Source organism: Pseudomonas sp. C1C7 (assembly GCF_013359595.1).
In the GTDB taxonomy this organism is placed as follows: domain Bacteria; phylum Pseudomonadota; class Gammaproteobacteria; order Pseudomonadales; family Pseudomonadaceae; genus Aquipseudomonas.
In genome coordinates, this window is record NZ_JABFMP010000040.1 from 31,613 (window position 1) to 49,947 (window position 18,335).

Consider the following 18,335-nt stretch of genomic DNA (forward strand, 5'->3'; position numbering starts at 1 on the left):
CGGGCAGCGGATCTTCAGATAGAGAGCATTCAGTGGCGAGGCGCAGGCTTGCCATGTTTGGCACGCAACGGCTCGAGCAGTTCCGATAAACCGTTGTGATCGATTTCATGCATCAGCGCCAGCAGGCCGCCCAGCTCGCCATGGGGAAAGCCTTCACGGGCAAACCAGTTCAGGTACGGCCCTGGCAGGTCGGCAATGATCCGCCCCTTGTACTTGCCGAAGGGCATTTGGCGGGTAATCAGAAGCTCGAGTTTTTCAGGGTTCATCACTCAATCGTCCTGATTCATTGAGTCGGGAAAATACAGGCATTCTGCATGCAGGCCAATTGACAGATCATGCAAAAAAAACGGATACAGATTCATGGTGTAAATATAAATAATTGAAAAATAACGAATTATTCGTCGATTCCGAGCTGGCATGCAGGCTGCACTGGTCATTGCACCTTTCATCAACCGCAAGGAATTGAAAAATGACCGACATGAATAAAGAAGCGATTTCTGTACTCAACGACCTGATTGAAACCAGCAAGGACGGTCAGGAAGGGTTCAAGACTTGCGCTGAAGACATCAAACACCCTGAACTCAAAACCCTGTTCGTGCAACGCTCGGCCGATTGCGCGACCGCTGCTGCCGAACTGCAGAGTGCCGTGCGTTCGATGGGAGGCGATCCGGAAACGTCCACCAGCGTCAGTGGCGATCTGCACCGTCGTTGGGTCGACGTGAAGTCGATGTTCACCGGCAAGGATGAAGAGGCCGTACTGAACGAAGCCGAGCGTGGTGAAGACCATGCGATGAAGGCTTATCGCGAAGCCATGGAGAAAATCAACAAGCACAACCTGGTAGGTATTCGTGACCTGGTTGAACGCCAGTACCACGGCGTGCAGCGCAACCACGATCAGGTGAAAGCCTTGCGTAATCAGGCGCGTGCGCGGTCGTAAGCGTTCCTGAAAAGCAAGATCAAAAAATCGCAGCCTGCGGCAGCTCCTACAGGGGGAGTGGCGCGGGCTGCGATCTTTGCGTGAATCAGCCGATGCTGATGGCCGGCAGTTCAGTCAGGGTCACCGACTGCTGCTTGCGCGGCGCCAGGATTTCAGCCTCGCCAGCCACCACCAATTCATCACGCTGGTTGTAGACATTGGTGGCGATGCGCACGCGGAATTTCGGCAGCTTTTCCAGAATCTCCAGGCGCACGGTCAGGGTGTCGCCGATCTTCACCGGCTTCTGGAAGCTCATCTGCTGGCCGATGTAGATGGTGCCCGGCCCAGGCAATTGGCAGGCGACCGCGGCGCTGATCAGCGCACCGCTGAACATGCCGTGGGCGATACGCTCCTTGAACATGGTGCCGGCGGCGTATTCGGCGTCCAGGTGCACCGGGTTGTGGTCACCCGACATCGCGGCGAACAGCTGGATATCGCGCTCTTCGACAGTCTTGCTGAAGCTGGCGGTCTGGCCGACTTCAAGGGCTTCGTAGGGGGTGTTGGTAACCTGGGTCATTTGTCTGAATTCCTGTGACGAATAAAAGAATGCGCAAAAACTATTCGGTTCGGTGTGGCCGGGGCGTGTTCAGGGTCTGGTCGATCCAGTCCAGCACATCGGCGGTCACTTCATCGCGGTTGGTCTCGTTGAACAGTTCGTGCCGGGCCTGCGGATAAACGGTCAGGTGCAGGTGCTGGCTGCCAGCCTCGCGCAATGCGCCGGCCAGATCTTTCAGACGCTTGCCTTCGCTCACCGGATCACATTCGCCACCAATCACTAATAGCGGCAGGCCCGGGTCGATCTGGGCGAGATTGGACGTTTTACTGATTTGCTGCAACCCGCCGAGCAGGTCGATCCACAGCTGATTGGTGCAGCGAAAGCCGCAGAGCGGGTCGTTGGCGTACAGGTCGACTTCCGTCGGGTCGCGGCTAAGCCAGTCGAAGGGCGTGCGCGCCGGCTTGAATTGCTTGTTGAACGAACCGAACGAGAGCCATTCGATCAGCGCGCTGCGCCCCTTGGGGCCCTGGCGCAGGCGTTCGAATCGGGCGATCTGGCGCGCCGCGCGATAAAGCGCCACGGGCTGGAAGTTCGAGCCGCTGAGCACCGCGCCGTGCAGGCTGGCGCTGTGATGCAGCAGATAGGCCTGGGCGATGTAGCTGCCCATGCTGTGCCCGAGCAACACGATCGGCACGCCGGGATGCTGCTGGCCGATGTGCTGGTTGAGGCAGGCCAGGTCGCCGACCACCTTGGACCAGCCGTCCTGATCGGCAAAATGGCCGAGGGTCCCGTTTTCGGCAGTTTTGCCATGTCCGCGCAGATCCGGGGCGTACACGCCGTAGCCTTCGTCGCAGAATTCCTGCGCCAGACGCCCATAACGACCGCTGTGTTCCGCCATGCCGTGGGCCACCAGAATCACGGCCCTCGGGTTGCCCGCGGGCAGCCACTGATTGACGAAAAGGCGGTTGCGGTCACTGGTGGTCAGCCAGAACGTGTCGTGGATCATCGCGGTTCCTTTGCTTAGGTTCACATCCCCCTGTAGGAGGGTGGAGTCGTTATAGACCATCCTCCACCAAAGTGTCTGATCAGGCCACGCCGGGGCGGCAAGATTCACGCGATCTATGACACCCGTGCGCATATTTGCCTGATTCGCCATTACTGCTAGTGTCCGTGAAGCTCCGTTTTTCTGCGTTTCAAGAATGAAAGAGAAATGACAGAGAAGCGGCCCCAGATCGGCTCAGGTAAAGAGGACAAGAACAATGCAACCTGATTTCTGGAATGATAAACGCCCGGCCGGCGTGCCACTGGACATTGATGTCGCTGAGTACAAGTCGGTCATCGAGGTGTTCGAGCGTTCCTGCAAGAAGTTTGCTGATCGCCCGGCGTTCAGCAACATGGGTGTGACCCTGACCTACGCCCAGCTGGAGCGCTACAGCGCGGCCTTCGCCGGTTACCTGCAAGCGCGCACCGATCTGAAACCGGGGGATCGCATTGCCGTGCAGATGCCCAACGTCCTGCAATACCCGGTTGCCGTGTTCGGCGCCCTGCGCGCCGGGCTGATCGTGGTCAACACCAACCCGCTGTACACCGCGCGGGAAATGCGTCACCAGTTCAAGGATTCCGGCGCCCGGGCGTTGGTGTACCTGAACATGTTCGGGCAAAAAGTCCAGGAAGTGCTGGGCGATACCGACGTCAAGTACCTGATCGAAGCCCGGATGGGCGACCTGATGCCGAGCGCCAAGGGCTGGCTGGTCAACACCCTGGTGAGCAAGGTCAAGAAAATGGTCCCGGCCTACAGCCTGCCCCAGGCCATCTCCTTCAAGAGCGCGTTGAATTCGGGCAAGGGCCAGCCGATCAAACCGCTCAATGCCGGCCTCAGCGACATCGCGGTGCTGCAATACACCGGCGGCACCACCGGCCTTGCCAAGGGCGCGATGCTGACCCACGGCAATCTGGTGGCGAACATGCAGCAGGCGCGGGCCTGCCTCAGCCAGTCCGCCAGCGACGGTCAGCCGCTGCTGCGCGAAGGCCAGGAGATCATGATCGCGCCGCTGCCGCTGTATCACATCTATGCCTTCACCGCGAATTGCATGTGCATGATGGTGACCGGCAACCACAACGTGCTGATCACCAATCCACGGGACATCGGCGGCTTCATCAAGGAGCTGAAGAAGTGGCGGTTCTCGTCGCTGCTGGGGCTGAACACGCTGTTCGTCGCGCTGATGGATCACCCGGAATTCAAGACTCTGGATTTCTCCGGCCTCAAGCTCACCAACTCAGGCGGCACCGCGCTGGTCAAGGCCACCGCCGAGCGCTGGGAGCAGATCACCGGCTGCCGCATCACCGAAGGCTACGGCCTGACCGAAACCTCGCCGGTGGCCTGCACCAATCCGTATGGCGACCAGTCGCGCATCGGCACGGTCGGCCTGCCGGTGCCGGGCACCACGCTCAAGGTGATCAACGATGACGGCGTCGAGCAGCCCCTGGGCGAGCGCGGCGAGCTGTGCATCAAGGGCCCGCAGATCATGAAGGGCTACTGGCAGAAACCCGAGGCGACCAACGAAGTGCTGGATGCCGAGGGCTGGTTCAAGTCCGGCGACATTGCGGTGATCGATCCGGACGGCTTCGTGCGCATCGTCGACCGCAAGAAGGACATGATCATCGTCTCGGGTTTCAACGTGTACCCCAACGAAATCGAAGACGTGGTCATGGCCCACCCGAAAGTCGCCAACTGCGCGGTCATCGGGGTGCCGGACGAGCGTTCCGGGGAGGCGGTGAAGCTGTTCGTGGTGGCGCGGGAGGCGGGGGTCAGCCTTGAAGAGCTCAAGGCCTACTGCAAGGAGAATTTCACCGCGTACAAAGTGCCCAAACACATTGTGTTGCGCGAGTCGTTGCCGATGACGCCGGTGGGCAAGATTCTGCGGCGGGAGTTGCGGGATATCGCCTGATCGGTGAACCCAAAAGATCGCAGCCTTCGGCAGCTCCTACAGGGGAACGCGTACTCTGCAGGAGCTGCCGCAGGCTGCGATCTTTTTCTTTAAGCCCCAATTTACGAGGCTTTCAGAGGATAATGGAATTTTTGCTCTAAAATGACTGTTTGTAATTCTTGAGTCACAAATGTGACCATATAGGCCGCTTTTGGCTCTGTTCGACCCTTGGCAAAGCTGCTACTCTCGGCGCGCTTTGTGACTTCTCGGCCTGGAAAAAAGCCAGACTCACGTATAAACAAACACCAATAATAATCGCATCAAATGCGGTGCTGAATTCGCGTTGCTGAGGAGTGGGCTTCCATGAACGAAGACTTTTGGAAGGATAAGTACCCAGCTGGAATTGCTAGCGATATCAATCCAGATGAGTATCCGAATATTCAGGCAGTGTTGAAGCAATCCTGCCAACGCTTCGCCAACAAACCGGCGTTCAGCAACCTGGGCAAGACAATCACCTACGGTGAGCTGTACGAATTGTCCGGTGCCTTTGCCGCTTATCTGCAACAGCATACCGATTTGCAGCCGGGTGATCGAATCGCCGTGCAGCTGCCCAACGTGTTGCAGTACCCGGTGGCCGTCTTCGGTGCGATCCGTGCCGGGCTGATCGTTGTCAACACCAACCCGCTGTACACCGCACGGGAAATGGAGCACCAGTTCAACGACTCCGGCGCCAAGGCCCTGGTGTGCCTGGCCAACATGGCGCACCTGGCGGAAACCGTCGTGCCCAAGACCGGCGTCAAGCACGTGATCGTCACCGAAGTGGCGGACCTGCTGCCACCGCTCAAGCGCCTGCTGATCAACAGCGTGATCAAGTACGTGAAGAAGATGGTGCCGGCTTATCACCTGCCCAAGGCCGTCAAGTTCAACGACGTGCTGAGCAAGGGCCAGGGTCAGCCGGTGACCGAGGCCAGCCCGGCCAGCAGCGATGTCGCCGTGCTGCAATACACCGGCGGCACCACGGGCGTAGCCAAGGGCGCGATGTTGACCCACCGCAACCTGGTGGCCAACATGCTGCAGTGCAAGGCGCTGATGGGCTCCAACCTCAACGAAGGCTGCGAGATCCTGATCACGCCGCTGCCGCTGTACCACATCTACGCCTTCACCTTTCACTGCATGGCGATGATGCTGATCGGCAACCACAACATCCTGATCAGCAACCCGCGCGACCTGCCGGCGATGGTCAAGGAACTGTCGAAGTGGAAGTTCAGCGGCTTCGTCGGCCTCAACACCCTGTTCGTGGCCCTGTGCAACAACGAAGGTTTCCGCAAGCTGGACTTCTCGGCGCTCAAAGTCACGCTGTCCGGCGGCATGGCCCTGCAACTGGCCGCTGCCGAGCGCTGGAAAGCCGTGACCGGCTGTGGCATCTGCGAAGGCTACGGCATGACCGAAACCAGCCCCGTGGCCACCGTGAACCCCATCCAGATGACCCAGATCGGCACCATCGGCATTCCGGTACCTTCGACGTTGTGCAAAGTCATCAACGATGCCGGCGTCGAGCAGCCATTGGGCGAAATCGGCGAGCTGTGCGTGAAAGGCCCGCAGGTGATGAAGGGCTACTGGCAGCGCCAGGAAGCCACCGATGAAATCCTCGACAGCGAAGGCTGGTTGAAGACCGGTGACATCGCGCTGATCCAGCCCGATGGCTACATGCGCATTGTCGATCGCAAGAAAGACATGATCCTGGTCTCCGGTTTCAACGTGTATCCCAACGAGCTGGAAGACGTGCTGGCGACCCTGCCCGGCGTGCTGCAATGCGCGGCCATCGGCGTGCCGGACGAGAAGTCGGGCGAGGCGATCAAGATTTTCATCGTCGCCAAGCCGGGCGTGACCCTGACCAAGGAACAGGTGATGGAGCATATGCGCGCCAACGTCACCGCGTACAAGGTTCCACGGGCCGTGGAGTTCCGCGACGCGCTGCCGACTACCAACGTCGGCAAGATCCTGCGACGTGAATTGCGTGATGAAGAGCTGAAGAAGATCAACGCGAAGAAAGCCACCGCGTAAAAGCAGAAAGCCCCGCAGATGCGGGGCTTTTTGTTGGGACAAGCTTTGTGGCGAGGGGGCAAGCCCCCTCGCCACAGGGATCAGGTTACTGGCGGAATTTAGCGAAATTGACGTTGGTCCCCGCCGGGCGCATGTCCTGCAGGAACGAGTCCTTGTCGGCACTCAGCTCCAGGCTCAAGGCCGCCTTGCGCTTGCCCTGGTTGCGCACCACCAGGCCTTCCATCTGCTCGCGCAGGAACACCGTCGGCACTTTCAGGTGCAGCAACTCGTCGGTCGCCGGGGTGTGCATCAGCAGGTGAATCCACTCGTACTGACCAATGGCCAGGCGCGATACCGGGATGTCGAACCAGAAGATGTTGCGGTTGCGGTTCAATTCGGTGAAATGGCAGTTGTTGACGCCCAGCACGGCACCGCCAAGTTCCTGGTTTCTGCGGGCAATGGCCTGCTTTTTATCGAGTTTCATAACATTCCTGCGGGGGTTGGATCTTCAGCGTCAAGGCGCCGATACGTGGCGCATTCTCGGGGGTTGCCGGGCAAACATAAAGCCCAACCTGCTTCGGGCGATGAAATGACGCACTGAAAATAAATGAAACTCCCCGCAAAAGCCCCCGGTCAACCTTGTGTAACGACTTTCCTCCCACTGAGAGCTACGCAGGAGAATCATCATGGGCAGCACCAGCGATAAAGTGAAAGGCATGGCCAATGAAGCCGTCGGCAACGTCAAGCAAGGCGTCGGCAAGGCCACCGACAATGACAAAATGCGCGCCGAAGGCGTGATGCAGGAAAAGAAAGGCGAAGCCCAGCAAGCCGTGGGCAAAGCCAAGGATGCCCTTAAAAAAGGCATCGACAAAGCGTGATTCGGGTTTTGCCGAAGTCCTGTAGCGGCCATCCACGGATGGCCGTTTTTGTGCGCGCCTGAACTTGCGCCATTAATTTGTTTCAAAGCCGCCAGTTAAGCTACTTTGATGAAAGAAAACGGCCCCTGAGTCGCCATGACTTCAACCCCTTTTTTCGGCGAACGGAGACGCTAATGATTTTCCCGGACATGCGAGGTCTGCCCCTGCACCGCGTGATGGTGCGCACCATCACCGAGTTCGTCGACGACGAGATGTCGACCTATGCCTCGGCGCTGGCCTATCAAATGCTGTTTTCGCTGTTTCCCTTCATCCTCTTCCTGATCGCCCTGATCGGTTTCCTGCACCTGCCGGACTTCTTCTCCTGGCTGCGCCTGCAAACGGAACTGGTGCTGCCGCCCCAGGCGCTGGAGCAGGTCAACCCGGTGATCGACCAGCTCCAGCAGTCCAAGGGTGGACTGTTGTCGGTCGGTATCGTGATTGCCCTGTGGACGGCCTCGGCCGGCGTGCGGCTGATGATGAGCGCGATGAACGCCGCCTACGATGTGGTCGAGGGCCGGCCGGCGTGGAAGCGCTTTCCGCTGTCGATCATCTACACCGTCGGCATCGCCGGGATGCTGCTGATCGCCGCGGCGCTGATGGTGCTCGGGCCTCAGGTGATGACCTGGATTGCCGAGCAGGTGGGTCTCGAATACTTCATCGTCACCTTGTGGTCGATTGCCCGCTGGCCGGTGATCGTGATCCTGCTGATGGTGGCCGTGGCGCTGATCTATTACGTGATGCCCGACGTCAAACAGGAGTTTCGCTTCATCACGCCGGGTTCGGTGCTGGCGGTGGTGGTGTGGATCATCGCGTCCCTGGGCTTCGGGCTGTACGTCAAGGAGTTCGCCAACTACAACGCCATGTATGGCAGTATCGGCGCGATCATCGTGCTGTTGCTGTACTTCTACATTTCATCCGCGGTGCTGCTGCTTGGCGCCGAGATGAACGCGGTGATCGAGCACATGTCGCGCGAGGGCAAGGACCCTGGCGAGAAGGTCGCTGGTGAAAACGGACCCGGGCACGAAGAGAAACATCATGTTTCGGGACTCGGCCGCGATCACTCGGTGAAACCACCCACTGACGAAGTCATCAAATGATCCGTGAAATCCTGAAAATGGGCGATGATCGCCTGCTGCGCATTGCCCCGCCGGTCCCGGCCGAGATGTTCGACAGCCCCGAACTGTGGCAACTGATCGACGACATGTTCCAGACCATGGAAAGCGTCGGTGGCGTTGGCCTGGCCGCGCCGCAGATCGGTGTCGACCTGCAACTGGTGATCTTCGGGTTCGAGCACAGCGAACGCTACCCGGACGCCGAAGCCGTGCCGCAGACGATCCTGATCAACCCGCTGATCACGCCGCTGAGCCCGCTGATGGAAGAGGGCTTCGAAGGTTGCCTGTCGGTGCCTGGCCTGCGCGGTGCGGTGAATCGCTATCAGCAGATCCGCTACGAAGGCGTCGATCCCAAGGGCGAGCCCATTGTGCGGGTTGCCTCGGGGTTTCATGCGCGGGTGGTGCAGCACGAATGCGATCACCTGATCGGCCGGTTGTACCCGTCGCGCATTACCGACTTCAGCAAGTTCGGGTTTACCGAGGTGATGTTTCCGGATCTTGATCCGAATGCTGACGACTAAGGGCACCACAAAAACCAATGAGGGAGCGAGCAAGCCCGCTCCCACATTTGAACCGCGTCGTTATTTGGATGGTTTGACGAACCGCAACGTCATCCGGTCCGACTCGCCAATCGCCAGATACTTTTCCCGATCCTTGTCCCCCAACGTCAGCGCCGGTGGCAACGTCCATACGCCTTCGGGATAGTCCTTGGTGTCCTTCGGATTGGCGTTTATTTCGCTCTGCGCCTCAAGCTTGAAGCCCGCATCAGTCGCCAGTTTCACCACGTAATCGGTGGTCAGGTAACCGCTGTGCTTGATGTCCTCCAATGAGGCCCCGTCCTTGGCCCGATGATCCACCACGCCGAGCACGCCACCGGGTTTGAGCACCTTGAAAAAGGCCTGGAACATCAACGGCGCGGTATCGGCCAGCACCCAGTTGTGCACGTTGCGAAAGGTCAGCACGGTGTCCACCGAGGCCGGTTGGCCGAAGCTTGGAGCTTTGGGGTCGAACTCCAGCACCTGTGCCTTGGCGTATTGAGCGGGCGAGGCGGCGAATTTGCTCTTGAGCTTCTCTTCGTTCTTGCGCGCGTAATCGCTGACCGTCGGCGCCTGCACTGCGGCAATGTACTGCCCGTGATCCTTGAGCAGCGGCGCCAGCAATTCGCTGTACCAGCCGTTGCCCGGGGTGATTTCGATCACCGTCTGACCTGATCCCAGACCAAAGAACCCAAGGCTCTGTTGCGGATGACGAAAGCCGTCGCGGGCGACGTTTTCAGGCGCGCGCCAATCGCCGGCCAATACCTTCGCGTATTGCTCGGCGGACACTGGCGGTGTGGCCGCCTGGGCAAAAAATGGGGAGAGCAGGGTGGTCAGCGTCAAAGCCAGAAAAGCAGGTTTCATGGGGCATCCTGAGCGAAGTCGAAGTCGACCGCGAGGCTAGCACGCAGCGCTCGGGGGCCGATCACACATTATCGATGGATGACCTAACCAACGGTTCTAAGCCCATGGCGATCATCGGTTTGCTGCGCGCATAACGGCTCAAGCGTTCGACCATGGCGTAAGGCATCGGCGGATCGAAGCTGAAGCCGCGACGCTCGTAGAAGCCGCGCAGGTCTGGATGGCAGAACAGCCACACCGGAAGCTCGACATCCTTGACCGCTTCTGCGATCAACGCGGCGGCCACACCCTGTTCGCGACAGGCGGGATCGACGAACAATCCGGTCAGCCAATGCCCGCCCGATACCGGGCGCAGGCACAGCGCGGCGATGATCTCTTCACGCCGGGCGACCCACAGCTGTGCTTCGCGCACGGCTTTCATCGATGACTGGTGGGCGCGATAAAACTTGTTCATCAACGGCCATAACGGCTCATCGAGTCGGGAGTAATGGGTGTCGGGCATGAGACTAAACTGTTGGAGGGCAAGCGCGCGATTATAAAAGAACGCGCACGTCGGGAAAGGTATATACCTGATCTCACATCCCTCACGAGTGGAGTACGCATCATGTCCAAAGGTATGGAAGCAAAAAAAGAGTTGAAGAAAAAACCGGCGAAAACCGCCATTGAAAAGCGCGCTGACAAGAAGGCAAAAAAACTCAACGTGTTTGGCCATTGATCCCGCGCTGACCGATCGCTCCCATGCAGAGTCTGGGAGCGATCACCACAAAATAATCTGCAAGAAATCCCGGCGTCGTTGAACAGAAGGGGGCTGCTTCCCTTTCCATGCAGCACCGTCTTCATTCCCATTCTCAAACACCCGTCCCAGAGCGGTTTTGGATCCAACCGCTGAACCGATTTTGTCCTCAATACTGGCCGACTAGTGGCCTTGCTTCGCCTCTATGGCTGTCTATGCTCATTCGTAACTAACTATGTCGACCGCGATCGAATGACGTAGCGTGTGATCCCCCAGAGTGCGCACCCCAAGGCACCTCACTCAGAACAATATGGAGCGGTACGGGATATGGAGTCCATTTATGAGCACGTTAGGGCTCGCCCGGTTTCGGGCTATCAAGAGAAGGATGTCTTGATGACGACGTCGTTAAAAGGACCCTCCGATTCAACATCAGTAAATTCCCTGACAAGTCCTTCCTTTGGAGGGGCGCGCGTACCTGTTCCGAGGAACGTAGTGGTGGATGTGAAAGACCTTTTACTTTCATTGATCAAAAGACCGCGCTTAGGGTGATCCGACCATGTTCAACATGCATAACAAAGCTGACTTGCTGGAAATCGAACGCTCCGGCTGTGCGCTGGCCGAAGCCAATGCCAAGTTGGCGGCTATCGGTCGTTCGATGGCCATGATCGAGTTCACCCCTGATGGCATCGTCATCGATGCCAATGAAAATTTTTGCAGGGCCATGGGCTACAGCGCCGACGAAGTGCGTGGCAAGCATCACCGGATTTTCTGCGAGGAAGCGTTTTACCGCAGCGAGGAGTACACCAAATTGTGGCGTGATCTGGCGCGGGGCGAAGCGCTCTGCGGCACCTTTTCGCGCCTCAACAAGAGCGGCAAGGAGATCTGGCTCGAAGCCAGTTACATGCCGGTGTTTGGCCCTGATCGACAAGTACGCAGCGTGATCAAGGTTGCCACGGACATCACCGACCGGATCAACAAAGAGCACGAAAACGAAGCCCGGCTCGCGGCCATCGGCCGCTCCATGGCGGTGATCGAATTCACCCTGGAGGGCAAGGTCATCACGGCTAACGAAAACTTCCTCAAGACCATGCACTATTCGCTCAATGAGGTGGTCGGGCAGCACCACAGCCTGTTCTGTCACCGGGCCGAAGCCGAGTCGACTCACTACAAGGCATTCTGGGCCTCACTCAACCGCGGCGAATATCACTCACATCGGTTCGAGCGCAAAGACAAGTTCGGTCATACGGTCTTTCTGGAAGCGTCCTACAACCCGTTGTTCGACGCCAAGGGCCGGCTGTACAAGGTGGTGAAGTTCGCCAGTGACATCACGCGCCAGATGACCACCCTGCAAACCGCCGCGGAATCGGCCCACAGCACCTCGGTGCAGAACGACGTTTGCGCGCGCAAAGGCTCGGAGGTGGTGCAGCAGACGGTACAGATCATCCAGGACATTTCCAAAGACCTGAACGAAGCGGCGTTGAGCATCGATGCGGTGAGCAAGCAGTCCGACATCATCGGCACCATTGTGCAGACCATTCGCGGCATCGCCGATCAGACCAACCTGCTGGCGCTCAACGCCGCCATCGAAGCGGCCCGGGCCGGGGAGCACGGGCGGGGCTTTGCGGTGGTGGCCGATGAAGTGCGCAGCCTTGCCGCGCGCACGAGCCAGGCGACGGTGGAAATCGTCGATGTGGTGCGCAAGAACCACGATTTGTCGGTGAGTGCGGTGACGAGCATGCAGTCGAGCCTCAGCCGAACCGGGCTCGGGGTGGAGCTGGCGAACGAGGCGGGGGAGGTGATTCTGGAGATTCAGCAGGGTTCACGGCATGTGGTGGATGCGATCAGCCAGTTCAATTCCACGTTGCAGCTGAACTGACACAACACCGTCCCTGTAGGAGCTGCCTCAGGCTGCGATTTTTTGATCTTGTTTTTTAAAAATCAAAATCAAAAGATCGCAGCCTGAGGCAGCTCCTACATTGGACTTGCGCGTTGTTAAAGCGAAGCCAGGAATTTATCCACCACCTGAGCCTTGTCCTGACTGCCATCCTTTTGCTGTTTCTCAGCCTCTGCCATCTCCTGCTTGTCCTGCATGCGCTGGGCGATTTCCTCACCGATCGCCTGTTGCTTCTCCGGCGGCATGGCGTCGACTTCTTCCTGAGTCAGTCCCATTTCCTCAAGGATCGCATCGCGCATGCGCTGTTCCGGGGTCTTGCTCATGTATTCCTTGAATTCGGAAGTGGCCGAGCCGTCCTTGATCCGATCCTTGACGCCGTCCGGCAGTGGCGCGTTGACGGCTTGCAGATTCACGCGGGTCTTGGCGAACGCCTCATCGACGTTATCGCTGATGCGCGTGGCTTCGCTGACCTGCTGCGTCGCCTGCCCGGTGGCGGACTCCTGAACCTGCGCTGCGGCCTGGGTGTTTTGCGCCTGCACGTTGTTTTGCAGGGCCTGGGTCATGACGCTTTGCAGGCCGGCGGCGGCCTCGGCGGTGGCATCTTCGCCGGGACGTTTGGGAAGCGGAGTAACCAGGTTAGTTTTTGCACTGACCAACATGATGAAAGCCCTTGTAGGTGATTGCGGTGCAGGGCTTGCAGCAAAGATTGTGCCTGGAATGAAAAATCTATAAGAATCAGCAGGTTAATGTTGACGCGGTGAGGTTTCGAGGCAGAGAAGGGCAAACGTTTGCCGACGGACGGCAAACGTTGAGGCATTCAAGGCAGGCCGTTGCAGCAATGCTTGAGAAAGCCGGGTTGTGGTGCCAGGCGTTTGAAGTACTCATCAATGGCCGGATAGTCAGAGCGCTCCATCGGCGTCATCAGCCAGCGATTGACCGACAGCCCGATGACAATGTCGGCCAGGGTAAATCTGGCCCCGGCGACATAGGCCTTGGTGGTCGCCAACTGGTGTTCGAGGATGCCCATTTTCTGATTCCAGCCACGCACGCCCACGTCAATGCGATGCGGGTCCTGGAATTCCGGGTCCTTGCGCACCAGCGCCATGAAGGCGTAACTCCAGGAGGCATTGAGGTCGGTGGCTTGCCAGTCCATCCACTGTTCCACCCGGGCACGGGCAGCCGGTTCGCTGGGCAGTAGTTCGTTGTGGTGATGGTGGTGTTTGCCGGCCAGATAGCGGCAGATGGTGTTGGACTCCCACAACACGCCGTGCTCATCGATAAGTACCGGCACCTGGGCGTTGGGGTTGAAGCGCAGGAATTCCGGGCTGTGGGTCGAGGCAAAACCACTGCCCCAGTCCTCGCGCTCGTAGGTGATGCCCAGCGCCTCGCAAGTCCACAAGACCTTGCGGACATTGATCGACGAGGCTTTGCCGAGGATTTTCAGTGCATGTTCCATGACGCGACTCCATTGGCACACATGCTTCTAATTGTAGGAGCTGCCGAAGGCTGCGATCTTTTGATCTTGCTCTTCAAAAAGCCAGGATCAAAAGATCGCAGCCTTCGACAGCTCCTGCACGGATTCGTGGCGTCAGGTGCTTTCGCGCACCTTCAACTCAAACCCCATATCCTGCACCGGCCTGGCCACCGTATTCCCGGCCATCAACGTCAACATCTGCTCCGCCGCACGCCGCCCAATCGCTTCACGGGGCGTACTGATGCTGCTCAACCGCGGAACCATGTGCGCCGAAGCGGGCAAATCGTTGAAGCCGAGAATCGCCACCTGCTCCGGAATCCTGATCCCGCAGCGCAGCGCTTCGAGCAGGGCACCCTGGGCCAGGTCGTCGTTGCCGAAGAAGATCGCATCGACATCCGGATGATTGGCGATCATCTGCAAAAACAACTCGCCACCCAGACCGACCGACGACGGACGTGGGGTCAGCACTTCCAGGGCCGGGTCATACAGACCGGCCTTCTGCAGCGCGCGACGATAACCTTCACCGCGCAGCAGCGTGCGCTGATCCAGTTGCGCGCCGATGTAGGCCAGGCGCTTGCGACCACGGGACAGCAGGTGCCCGGCGGCCGTCTCACCGGCGGCCAGCTGCGAAAAACCCACGCAATTGAGCCCGGCGGCACTGTCCAGCTCCATCATGTACACGCAGGGAATGTTGCTCCCTTCGATCATCCGCCGCGAGCTTTCAGTTCGGTCAAAGCCTGTGAGCAGCAAGCCCCGAGGCTGATACGCCATGTAGTTGCGCAGCAGGTTTTCTTCTTCGTCGCGCGAGTAGTGGAAGTTGCCGATCAGCACTTCGAAACCCTTGGGGCGCAGAACCTGATGAATGGCTTCCAGGGTGTCGATGAACAACAGGTTGGACAGCGAGGGCACCAACACCACCACCGAATGGCTCTGGGCCGAGGCGAGGGCGCGGGCGGCGGAGTTGACCACGTAATTGAGTTCACGGGCCGCGTCCTGGACTTTTTCCACCAGTTCCGTGGCCACTGTGCTCACGCCTCGCAAGGCGCGGGACGCGGTAATCGGGCTGACGCCGGCCAGGCGCGCGACTTCGTTGAGGGTAGGGCGGCCAGTGGTGCGCGTATTTTTATCGTTCTTGGTTGAGGTCATCGACGGCTTGCCAAACAAAATTCAAGGCACTAAGGTAGCGCTGTCTCGATGCAGCTGCAAATGCGTAAGTGGGGGTTCGCCTGACCTCCGCTTTTTGGCATTGGGAGTAAACATGCTGCAACCCACAAAAATGACAAGAAGGCGTCGGCAACTTCTGCTTTTGGTCTAGTGTCATAACTGGCAAAGGTAGCGCTGTCTGCGCGCTGAGGTGTTACATGAATCATCCCATCACCGCCCTGGTCATCATGGGCGTTGCCGGTTGCGGCAAGACGTGCGTCAGCGAGGCCCTGTGCCAGCTCAGCGGCGCCACTGCCATTGAAGGCGACTCTTTCCACCCTGCCGCCAATATCGAAAAGATGAGCGCGGGTATCCCCCTGAACGATGAAGACCGTGCCGGCTGGCTCGACAGCCTGTGCGATGAACTGCGCCGCGTCGACGCGTTGGGCCAGCGCCCGGTGCTGACCTGCTCGGCGCTCAAGCACATTTACCGCGAACGTCTGCGCAGCGCCTTGCCGGGCCTGGGCTTCGTTTTCCTGGAACTGACCCCGGAAGTGGCCGCCGACCGCGTGTCCCATCGCCCGGGCCATTTCATGCCTTCGACCCTGATCGACAGCCAGTTCGCCACCCTCGAATCCCCGGTCGGCGAGCCCTTGACCCTGGCGCTCGATGCCTCGACCCACAGCGTCGATCAGCTGGCAGTTCAAGCTCACCACTGGTGGCTCGAGAACGGCCTGAAACGCGCCGGTTAATTTTTGCCTCACGAGATAGCGCTGTCCTTATGGCTTTCGCATTACCCGCTTTAATAACAACAACAACCAGGAGACACCCCTAATGTTTGGCATGTCCCACGAGACGTTCCTGCTGCTCGATGCAGTGGTCACGGTGATCGGGCTTATCGTCCTGATCACCAAGTTCAAGTTTCACCCCTTCATCGCCCTGATCATCGCCGCAGCCTTCCTCGGGCTGACCTCCGGCATGCCGATCGGCACCATCATCAAGGCCTTCCAGGACGGCTTCGGCGGCGTGCTCGGTTTTGTCGGCATCATCCTCGCGCTGGGCACCATGCTCGGCAAAATGATGGCCGAGTCGGGCGGGGCGGATCAGATCGCCCAGACCCTGATCCGTGCCTTCGGCAAGGAAAAGGTCCAGTGGGCCATGATGTTCGCCGCGTTCCTGGTGGGCATTCCGCTGTTCTTCGAAATCGGCTTCGTGCTGCTGATCCCGCTGGTGTTCATCGTTGCCCGGCGCACCGGCGTGTCGATCATCAAGATCGGCATCCCGCTGCTGGCCGGCCTGTCCGCGGTACACGGCCTGGTGCCGCCGCACCCGGGGCCGCTGCTGGCGATCGGCGTGTTCGGCGCGGATATCGGCAAGACCATCCTGTACGGCCTGATCGTGGCACTGCCAACGGCGATTATTGCCGGTCCCATCTTCGGTACCTTCATTGCCAAGCACATCCCCGGCCATCCGAACCAGGAGCTGGTGGATCAACTGGCCCGTGAATCGGATTCGGCCGACCTGCCGAGCTTCGGCATCACCCTGGTCACCGTGCTGTCGCCGGTGTTCCTGATGCTGCTCAAGACCTTCGCCGACGTGGTGCTGCCGGACGGCAACTTCTTCCGCACCTTCATGGACCTGATCGGCCACCCGATCTCGGCCTTGCTGCTGGCCTTGCTGCTGTCGCTGTACACCTTCGGCTACAAGCAGGGCATCGGTTCGCAACAGATCCTCAAGTGGCTGGACGCGAGCCTGGCGCCAACCGCCGCGATCATTCTGATCATCGGTGCGGGCGGTGGCTTCAAGCAGATGCTGGTGACCAGCGGTGTGGGCGACGTGATCGGCCACATGGCCGTGGCGGCGCAGATTTCGCCGATCCTGCTGGCGTGGCTGGTGGCGGCGGTGATCCGTATCGCCACAGGTTCCGCGACCGTGGCGACCATCACCGGCGCGGGCATCGTGGTGCCGGTAGTGGGGATGATTCCAGGGGTCAACCGCGAACTGCTGGTGCTGGCCACCGGCGCCGGTTCCCTGATCCTGTCCCACGTGAACGACGCCGGTTTCTGGCTGGTCAAGCAGTACTTCAACATGACCGTGGCGGAAACCTTCAAGACCTGGACCGCGATGGAAACCATCCTGTCGGTGGTGGGGTTGGGCTTTATTCTGTTGTTGTCGTTGTTCGTTTAAGCGATTCGGCAGGCACAAAAAAACCGCAGCGATGCGGTTTTTTTGTGGGCGCAATCAATCGATCAACATCAACGCCTTATCCGCCGCGTATGTCGGATACCGCGGATGCTCTGATGCCTCGGGAGCTTGAAGGGAACTGACGGGTACCCGAATCGGTGCCGCTAATACGGAGTCCGTCTCGTGTTCTGACCGTGGTGTACTCGTTTTGTGGGCGCACACCATAGTTGCCCTCAAGAACAAATTTTGTGTGTTTGTATTTAATCGGAGTCGCGCCGGCGCCTGTCTGGGTAGCAGAGCTTGTGGTGGTGGATGGCGTTGATCCTTTTGGCAAGCCCATTTGCGGCTTCGACCTTCCCAAGGTTGTTTTGCTATTTTTCAGGAAAGGTGTTTTTTGGTTTTCTGCCACTCCGGTCACGATACTCGCGATGGCCCCTCTCTTGGCCTGTGAGGGTACTTTAGTAGTCCGTCCTACGCTGCCGCCTGTACCGGCCGGAGAAATCACCTCCCAAAAATATGCAAATAGTTTAAACCAACCCTCTCCCGTCGGATCCGCACGCACCATCGGCTCACAACCACAATACGCAAACCCGTTTAAGCCACCTTTCTCGAACGGACTGAATTTGTCGTAGCTTTGAAACCGCATCAATCGAGAGTTATAGACGCGATAACCATTCCCCAAAAAATACCAATCAGTCTGTGCCTCGCGCAGTTCGCCATTAAACCCCAGACGTGTCCTGACCTCCTGCCGCGAGGACTGCTGACCATAGGGGGAATACGCGAAGCGGTGAGTGCTGCCAGCCATCTCGGCGAGCACGGTGTTTTTGCTGTCGCCGGCTAACAACAAAACGCGGGATGAGTGATTGGCAGGTTTTGATGTGGGCATGGCAGGGCCTTTGTGTGACGAGACGTCAATGAAGGCCTCCAGCATTTCATGTTGTCCCGGCGCCGGGAACTGACAGAACTACCAGGTTCCCTGTAGGAGCTGCCGCAGGCTGCGATCTTTTGATTTTGATTTAAAAAAACAAGATCAAAAGAT

18 protein-coding genes and 2 pseudogenes are annotated in these 18,335 nt (G+C 58.9%); 10 read left to right on the top strand and 10 right to left on the bottom strand.

Going from position 1 to position 18,335, the window contains the following annotated elements; genetic code table 11:
• Nucleotides 1–29 precede the first annotated feature (29 nt).
• Entirely contained in the window at nucleotides 30–266 is a 237-nt protein-coding gene (locus tag HNO86_RS25315) for a DUF3820 family protein (RefSeq protein WP_110964572.1), read from the bottom strand.
• Nucleotides 267–469: 203 nt separating this feature from the next.
• Between HNO86_RS25315 and HNO86_RS25320 the strand changes: the two genes are divergently transcribed.
• Entirely contained in the window at nucleotides 470–937 is a 468-nt protein-coding gene (locus tag HNO86_RS25320) for a PA2169 family four-helix-bundle protein (RefSeq protein WP_175379653.1), read from the top strand.
• A gap of 85 nt (nucleotides 938–1,022) precedes the next feature.
• On the opposite strand, the gene HNO86_RS25325 is transcribed toward HNO86_RS25320, so the two are convergent.
• Together HNO86_RS25325 and HNO86_RS25330 are read right to left on the bottom strand one after the other, a co-directional pair.
• Nucleotides 1,023–1,493, bottom strand: coding sequence for a MaoC family dehydratase (locus tag HNO86_RS25325; protein WP_175379654.1), 471 nt, complete (start codon nucleotides 1,491–1,493; stop codon nucleotides 1,023–1,025).
• A 40-nt stretch (nucleotides 1,494–1,533) separates the two neighbouring features.
• Nucleotides 1,534–2,478 (bottom strand): alpha/beta hydrolase, encoded by a 945-nt coding sequence (locus HNO86_RS25330; RefSeq protein WP_175379655.1) that lies wholly within the window; start codon nucleotides 2,476–2,478, stop codon nucleotides 1,534–1,536.
• Between the two features lie 253 nt (nucleotides 2,479–2,731).
• On the opposite strand from HNO86_RS25330, the gene fadD2 reads away from it, so the two are divergent.
• Both fadD2 and fadD1 read left to right on the top strand, forming a co-directional pair.
• A complete protein-coding gene (fadD2, locus tag HNO86_RS25335) occupies nucleotides 2,732–4,420 on the top strand; it encodes a long-chain-fatty-acid--CoA ligase FadD2 (RefSeq protein WP_175379656.1) in 1,689 nt (562 codons plus the stop codon).
• Between the two features lie 342 nt (nucleotides 4,421–4,762).
• On the top strand, nucleotides 4,763–6,463 hold the full coding sequence (fadD1, locus tag HNO86_RS25340) for a long-chain-fatty-acid--CoA ligase FadD1 (protein ID WP_175379657.1): 1,701 nt from the start codon (nucleotides 4,763–4,765) through the stop codon (nucleotides 6,461–6,463).
• An 85-nt stretch (nucleotides 6,464–6,548) separates the two neighbouring features.
• Here fadD1 and HNO86_RS25345 read toward each other — a convergent pair whose 3' ends face one another.
• Nucleotides 6,549–6,926: a hypothetical protein gene (locus HNO86_RS25345; protein WP_175379658.1), complete on the bottom strand. Its 378-nt coding sequence runs from the start codon at nucleotides 6,924–6,926 to the stop codon at nucleotides 6,549–6,551.
• A gap of 202 nt (nucleotides 6,927–7,128) precedes the next feature.
• On the opposite strand from HNO86_RS25345, the gene HNO86_RS25350 reads away from it, so the two are divergent.
• The 3 genes from HNO86_RS25350 to def all read left to right on the top strand — a co-directional run bounded on the left by HNO86_RS25350 (nucleotide 7,129) and on the right by def (nucleotide 8,992).
• Entirely contained in the window at nucleotides 7,129–7,320 is a 192-nt protein-coding gene (locus HNO86_RS25350; RefSeq protein WP_175379659.1) for a CsbD family protein, read from the top strand.
• 173 nt (nucleotides 7,321–7,493) lie between these two features.
• Nucleotides 7,494–8,456 carry a YihY/virulence factor BrkB family protein gene (locus HNO86_RS25355; protein WP_175379660.1) on the top strand — a complete coding sequence of 321 codons (963 nt, stop codon included), beginning with the start codon at nucleotides 7,494–7,496 and terminating at the stop codon, nucleotides 8,454–8,456.
• On the top strand, nucleotides 8,453–8,992 hold the full coding sequence (gene def, locus HNO86_RS25360) for a peptide deformylase (RefSeq protein WP_175379661.1): 540 nt from the start codon (nucleotides 8,453–8,455) through the stop codon (nucleotides 8,990–8,992). Before HNO86_RS25355 ends, def begins: the two co-directional genes overlap by 4 nt.
• A gap of 60 nt (nucleotides 8,993–9,052) precedes the next feature.
• Here def and HNO86_RS25365 read toward each other — a convergent pair whose 3' ends face one another.
• The gene (locus HNO86_RS25365; protein ID WP_175379662.1) at nucleotides 9,053–9,871 is read right to left on the bottom strand and encodes a class I SAM-dependent methyltransferase; all 819 of its coding nucleotides are present in this window, start codon (nucleotides 9,869–9,871) and stop codon (nucleotides 9,053–9,055) included.
• A 61-nt stretch (nucleotides 9,872–9,932) separates the two neighbouring features.
• Entirely contained in the window at nucleotides 9,933–10,370 is a 438-nt protein-coding gene (locus HNO86_RS25370; RefSeq protein ID WP_175379663.1) for a GNAT family N-acetyltransferase, read from the bottom strand.
• 796 nt (nucleotides 10,371–11,166) lie between these two features.
• Between HNO86_RS25370 and HNO86_RS30725 the strand changes: the two are divergent.
• Nucleotides 11,167–11,928, top strand: a pseudogene (locus tag HNO86_RS30725) (PAS domain-containing protein); the annotation flags it as partial.
• Between the two features lie 132 nt (nucleotides 11,929–12,060).
• A pseudogene (locus HNO86_RS30730) lies at nucleotides 12,061–12,477 on the top strand (methyl-accepting chemotaxis protein); the annotation flags it as partial.
• 116 nt (nucleotides 12,478–12,593) lie between these two features.
• Here the strand turns inward: HNO86_RS30730 and HNO86_RS25380 are convergent.
• From HNO86_RS25380 to HNO86_RS25390, 3 genes are all read right to left on the bottom strand, one after another.
• A complete protein-coding gene (locus HNO86_RS25380; protein ID WP_175379665.1) occupies nucleotides 12,594–13,154 on the bottom strand; it encodes a hypothetical protein in 561 nt (186 codons plus the stop codon).
• A 158-nt stretch (nucleotides 13,155–13,312) separates the two neighbouring features.
• Nucleotides 13,313–13,951, bottom strand: coding sequence for a glutathione S-transferase family protein (locus HNO86_RS25385; RefSeq protein ID WP_175379666.1), 639 nt, complete (start codon nucleotides 13,949–13,951; stop codon nucleotides 13,313–13,315).
• A 132-nt stretch (nucleotides 13,952–14,083) separates the two neighbouring features.
• Nucleotides 14,084–15,115, bottom strand: a complete 1,032-nt coding sequence (locus HNO86_RS25390; RefSeq protein ID WP_175379667.1) for a LacI family DNA-binding transcriptional regulator — start codon at nucleotides 15,113–15,115, stop codon at nucleotides 14,084–14,086.
• Between the two features lie 215 nt (nucleotides 15,116–15,330).
• Between HNO86_RS25390 and HNO86_RS25395 the strand changes: the two genes are divergently transcribed.
• Both HNO86_RS25395 and HNO86_RS25400 read left to right on the top strand, forming a co-directional pair.
• Nucleotides 15,331–15,864, top strand: coding sequence for a gluconokinase (locus HNO86_RS25395; protein ID WP_175379668.1), 534 nt, complete (start codon nucleotides 15,331–15,333; stop codon nucleotides 15,862–15,864).
• A gap of 82 nt (nucleotides 15,865–15,946) precedes the next feature.
• Nucleotides 15,947–17,299 carry a GntP family permease gene (locus HNO86_RS25400; RefSeq protein ID WP_175379669.1) on the top strand — a complete coding sequence of 451 codons (1,353 nt, stop codon included), beginning with the start codon at nucleotides 15,947–15,949 and terminating at the stop codon, nucleotides 17,297–17,299.
• Between the two features lie 76 nt (nucleotides 17,300–17,375).
• Here the strand turns inward: HNO86_RS25400 and HNO86_RS25405 are convergent, their stop codons facing one another.
• Nucleotides 17,376–18,182 (bottom strand): RHS repeat-associated core domain-containing protein, encoded by an 807-nt coding sequence (locus tag HNO86_RS25405; protein WP_175379670.1) that lies wholly within the window; start codon nucleotides 18,180–18,182, stop codon nucleotides 17,376–17,378.
• Nucleotides 18,183–18,335 lie beyond the last annotated feature (153 nt).

What these genes read in the sequence shown, in the direction of transcription:
- HNO86_RS25315 (WP_110964572.1), bottom strand. Translation starts at nt 266, where the DNA reads ATGAACCCTGAAAAACTCGAGCTTCTGATTACCCGCCAAATGCCCTTC.
- HNO86_RS25320 (WP_175379653.1), top strand. Translation starts at nt 470, where the DNA reads ATGACCGACATGAATAAAGAAGCGATTTCTGTACTCAACGACCTGATT.
- HNO86_RS25325 (WP_175379654.1), bottom strand. Translation starts at nt 1,493, where the DNA reads ATGACCCAGGTTACCAACACCCCCTACGAAGCCCTTGAAGTCGGCCAG.
- HNO86_RS25330 (WP_175379655.1), bottom strand. Translation starts at nt 2,478, where the DNA reads ATGATCCACGACACGTTCTGGCTGACCACCAGTGACCGCAACCGCCTT.
- fadD2 (WP_175379656.1), top strand. Translation starts at nt 2,732, where the DNA reads ATGCAACCTGATTTCTGGAATGATAAACGCCCGGCCGGCGTGCCACTG.
- fadD1 (WP_175379657.1), top strand. Translation starts at nt 4,763, where the DNA reads ATGAACGAAGACTTTTGGAAGGATAAGTACCCAGCTGGAATTGCTAGC.
- HNO86_RS25345 (WP_175379658.1), bottom strand. Translation starts at nt 6,926, where the DNA reads ATGAAACTCGATAAAAAGCAGGCCATTGCCCGCAGAAACCAGGAACTT.
- HNO86_RS25350 (WP_175379659.1), top strand. Translation starts at nt 7,129, where the DNA reads ATGGGCAGCACCAGCGATAAAGTGAAAGGCATGGCCAATGAAGCCGTC.
- HNO86_RS25355 (WP_175379660.1), top strand. Translation starts at nt 7,494, where the DNA reads ATGATTTTCCCGGACATGCGAGGTCTGCCCCTGCACCGCGTGATGGTG.
- def (WP_175379661.1), top strand. Translation starts at nt 8,453, where the DNA reads ATGATCCGTGAAATCCTGAAAATGGGCGATGATCGCCTGCTGCGCATT.
- HNO86_RS25365 (WP_175379662.1), bottom strand. Translation starts at nt 9,871, where the DNA reads ATGAAACCTGCTTTTCTGGCTTTGACGCTGACCACCCTGCTCTCCCCA.
- HNO86_RS25370 (WP_175379663.1), bottom strand. Translation starts at nt 10,370, where the DNA reads ATGCCCGACACCCATTACTCCCGACTCGATGAGCCGTTATGGCCGTTG.
- HNO86_RS25380 (WP_175379665.1), bottom strand. Translation starts at nt 13,154, where the DNA reads ATGTTGGTCAGTGCAAAAACTAACCTGGTTACTCCGCTTCCCAAACGT.
- HNO86_RS25385 (WP_175379666.1), bottom strand. Translation starts at nt 13,951, where the DNA reads ATGGAACATGCACTGAAAATCCTCGGCAAAGCCTCGTCGATCAATGTC.
- HNO86_RS25390 (WP_175379667.1), bottom strand. Translation starts at nt 15,115, where the DNA reads ATGACCTCAACCAAGAACGATAAAAATACGCGCACCACTGGCCGCCCT.
- HNO86_RS25395 (WP_175379668.1), top strand. Translation starts at nt 15,331, where the DNA reads ATGAATCATCCCATCACCGCCCTGGTCATCATGGGCGTTGCCGGTTGC.
- HNO86_RS25400 (WP_175379669.1), top strand. Translation starts at nt 15,947, where the DNA reads ATGTTTGGCATGTCCCACGAGACGTTCCTGCTGCTCGATGCAGTGGTC.
- HNO86_RS25405 (WP_175379670.1), bottom strand. Translation starts at nt 18,182, where the DNA reads ATGCCCACATCAAAACCTGCCAATCACTCATCCCGCGTTTTGTTGTTA.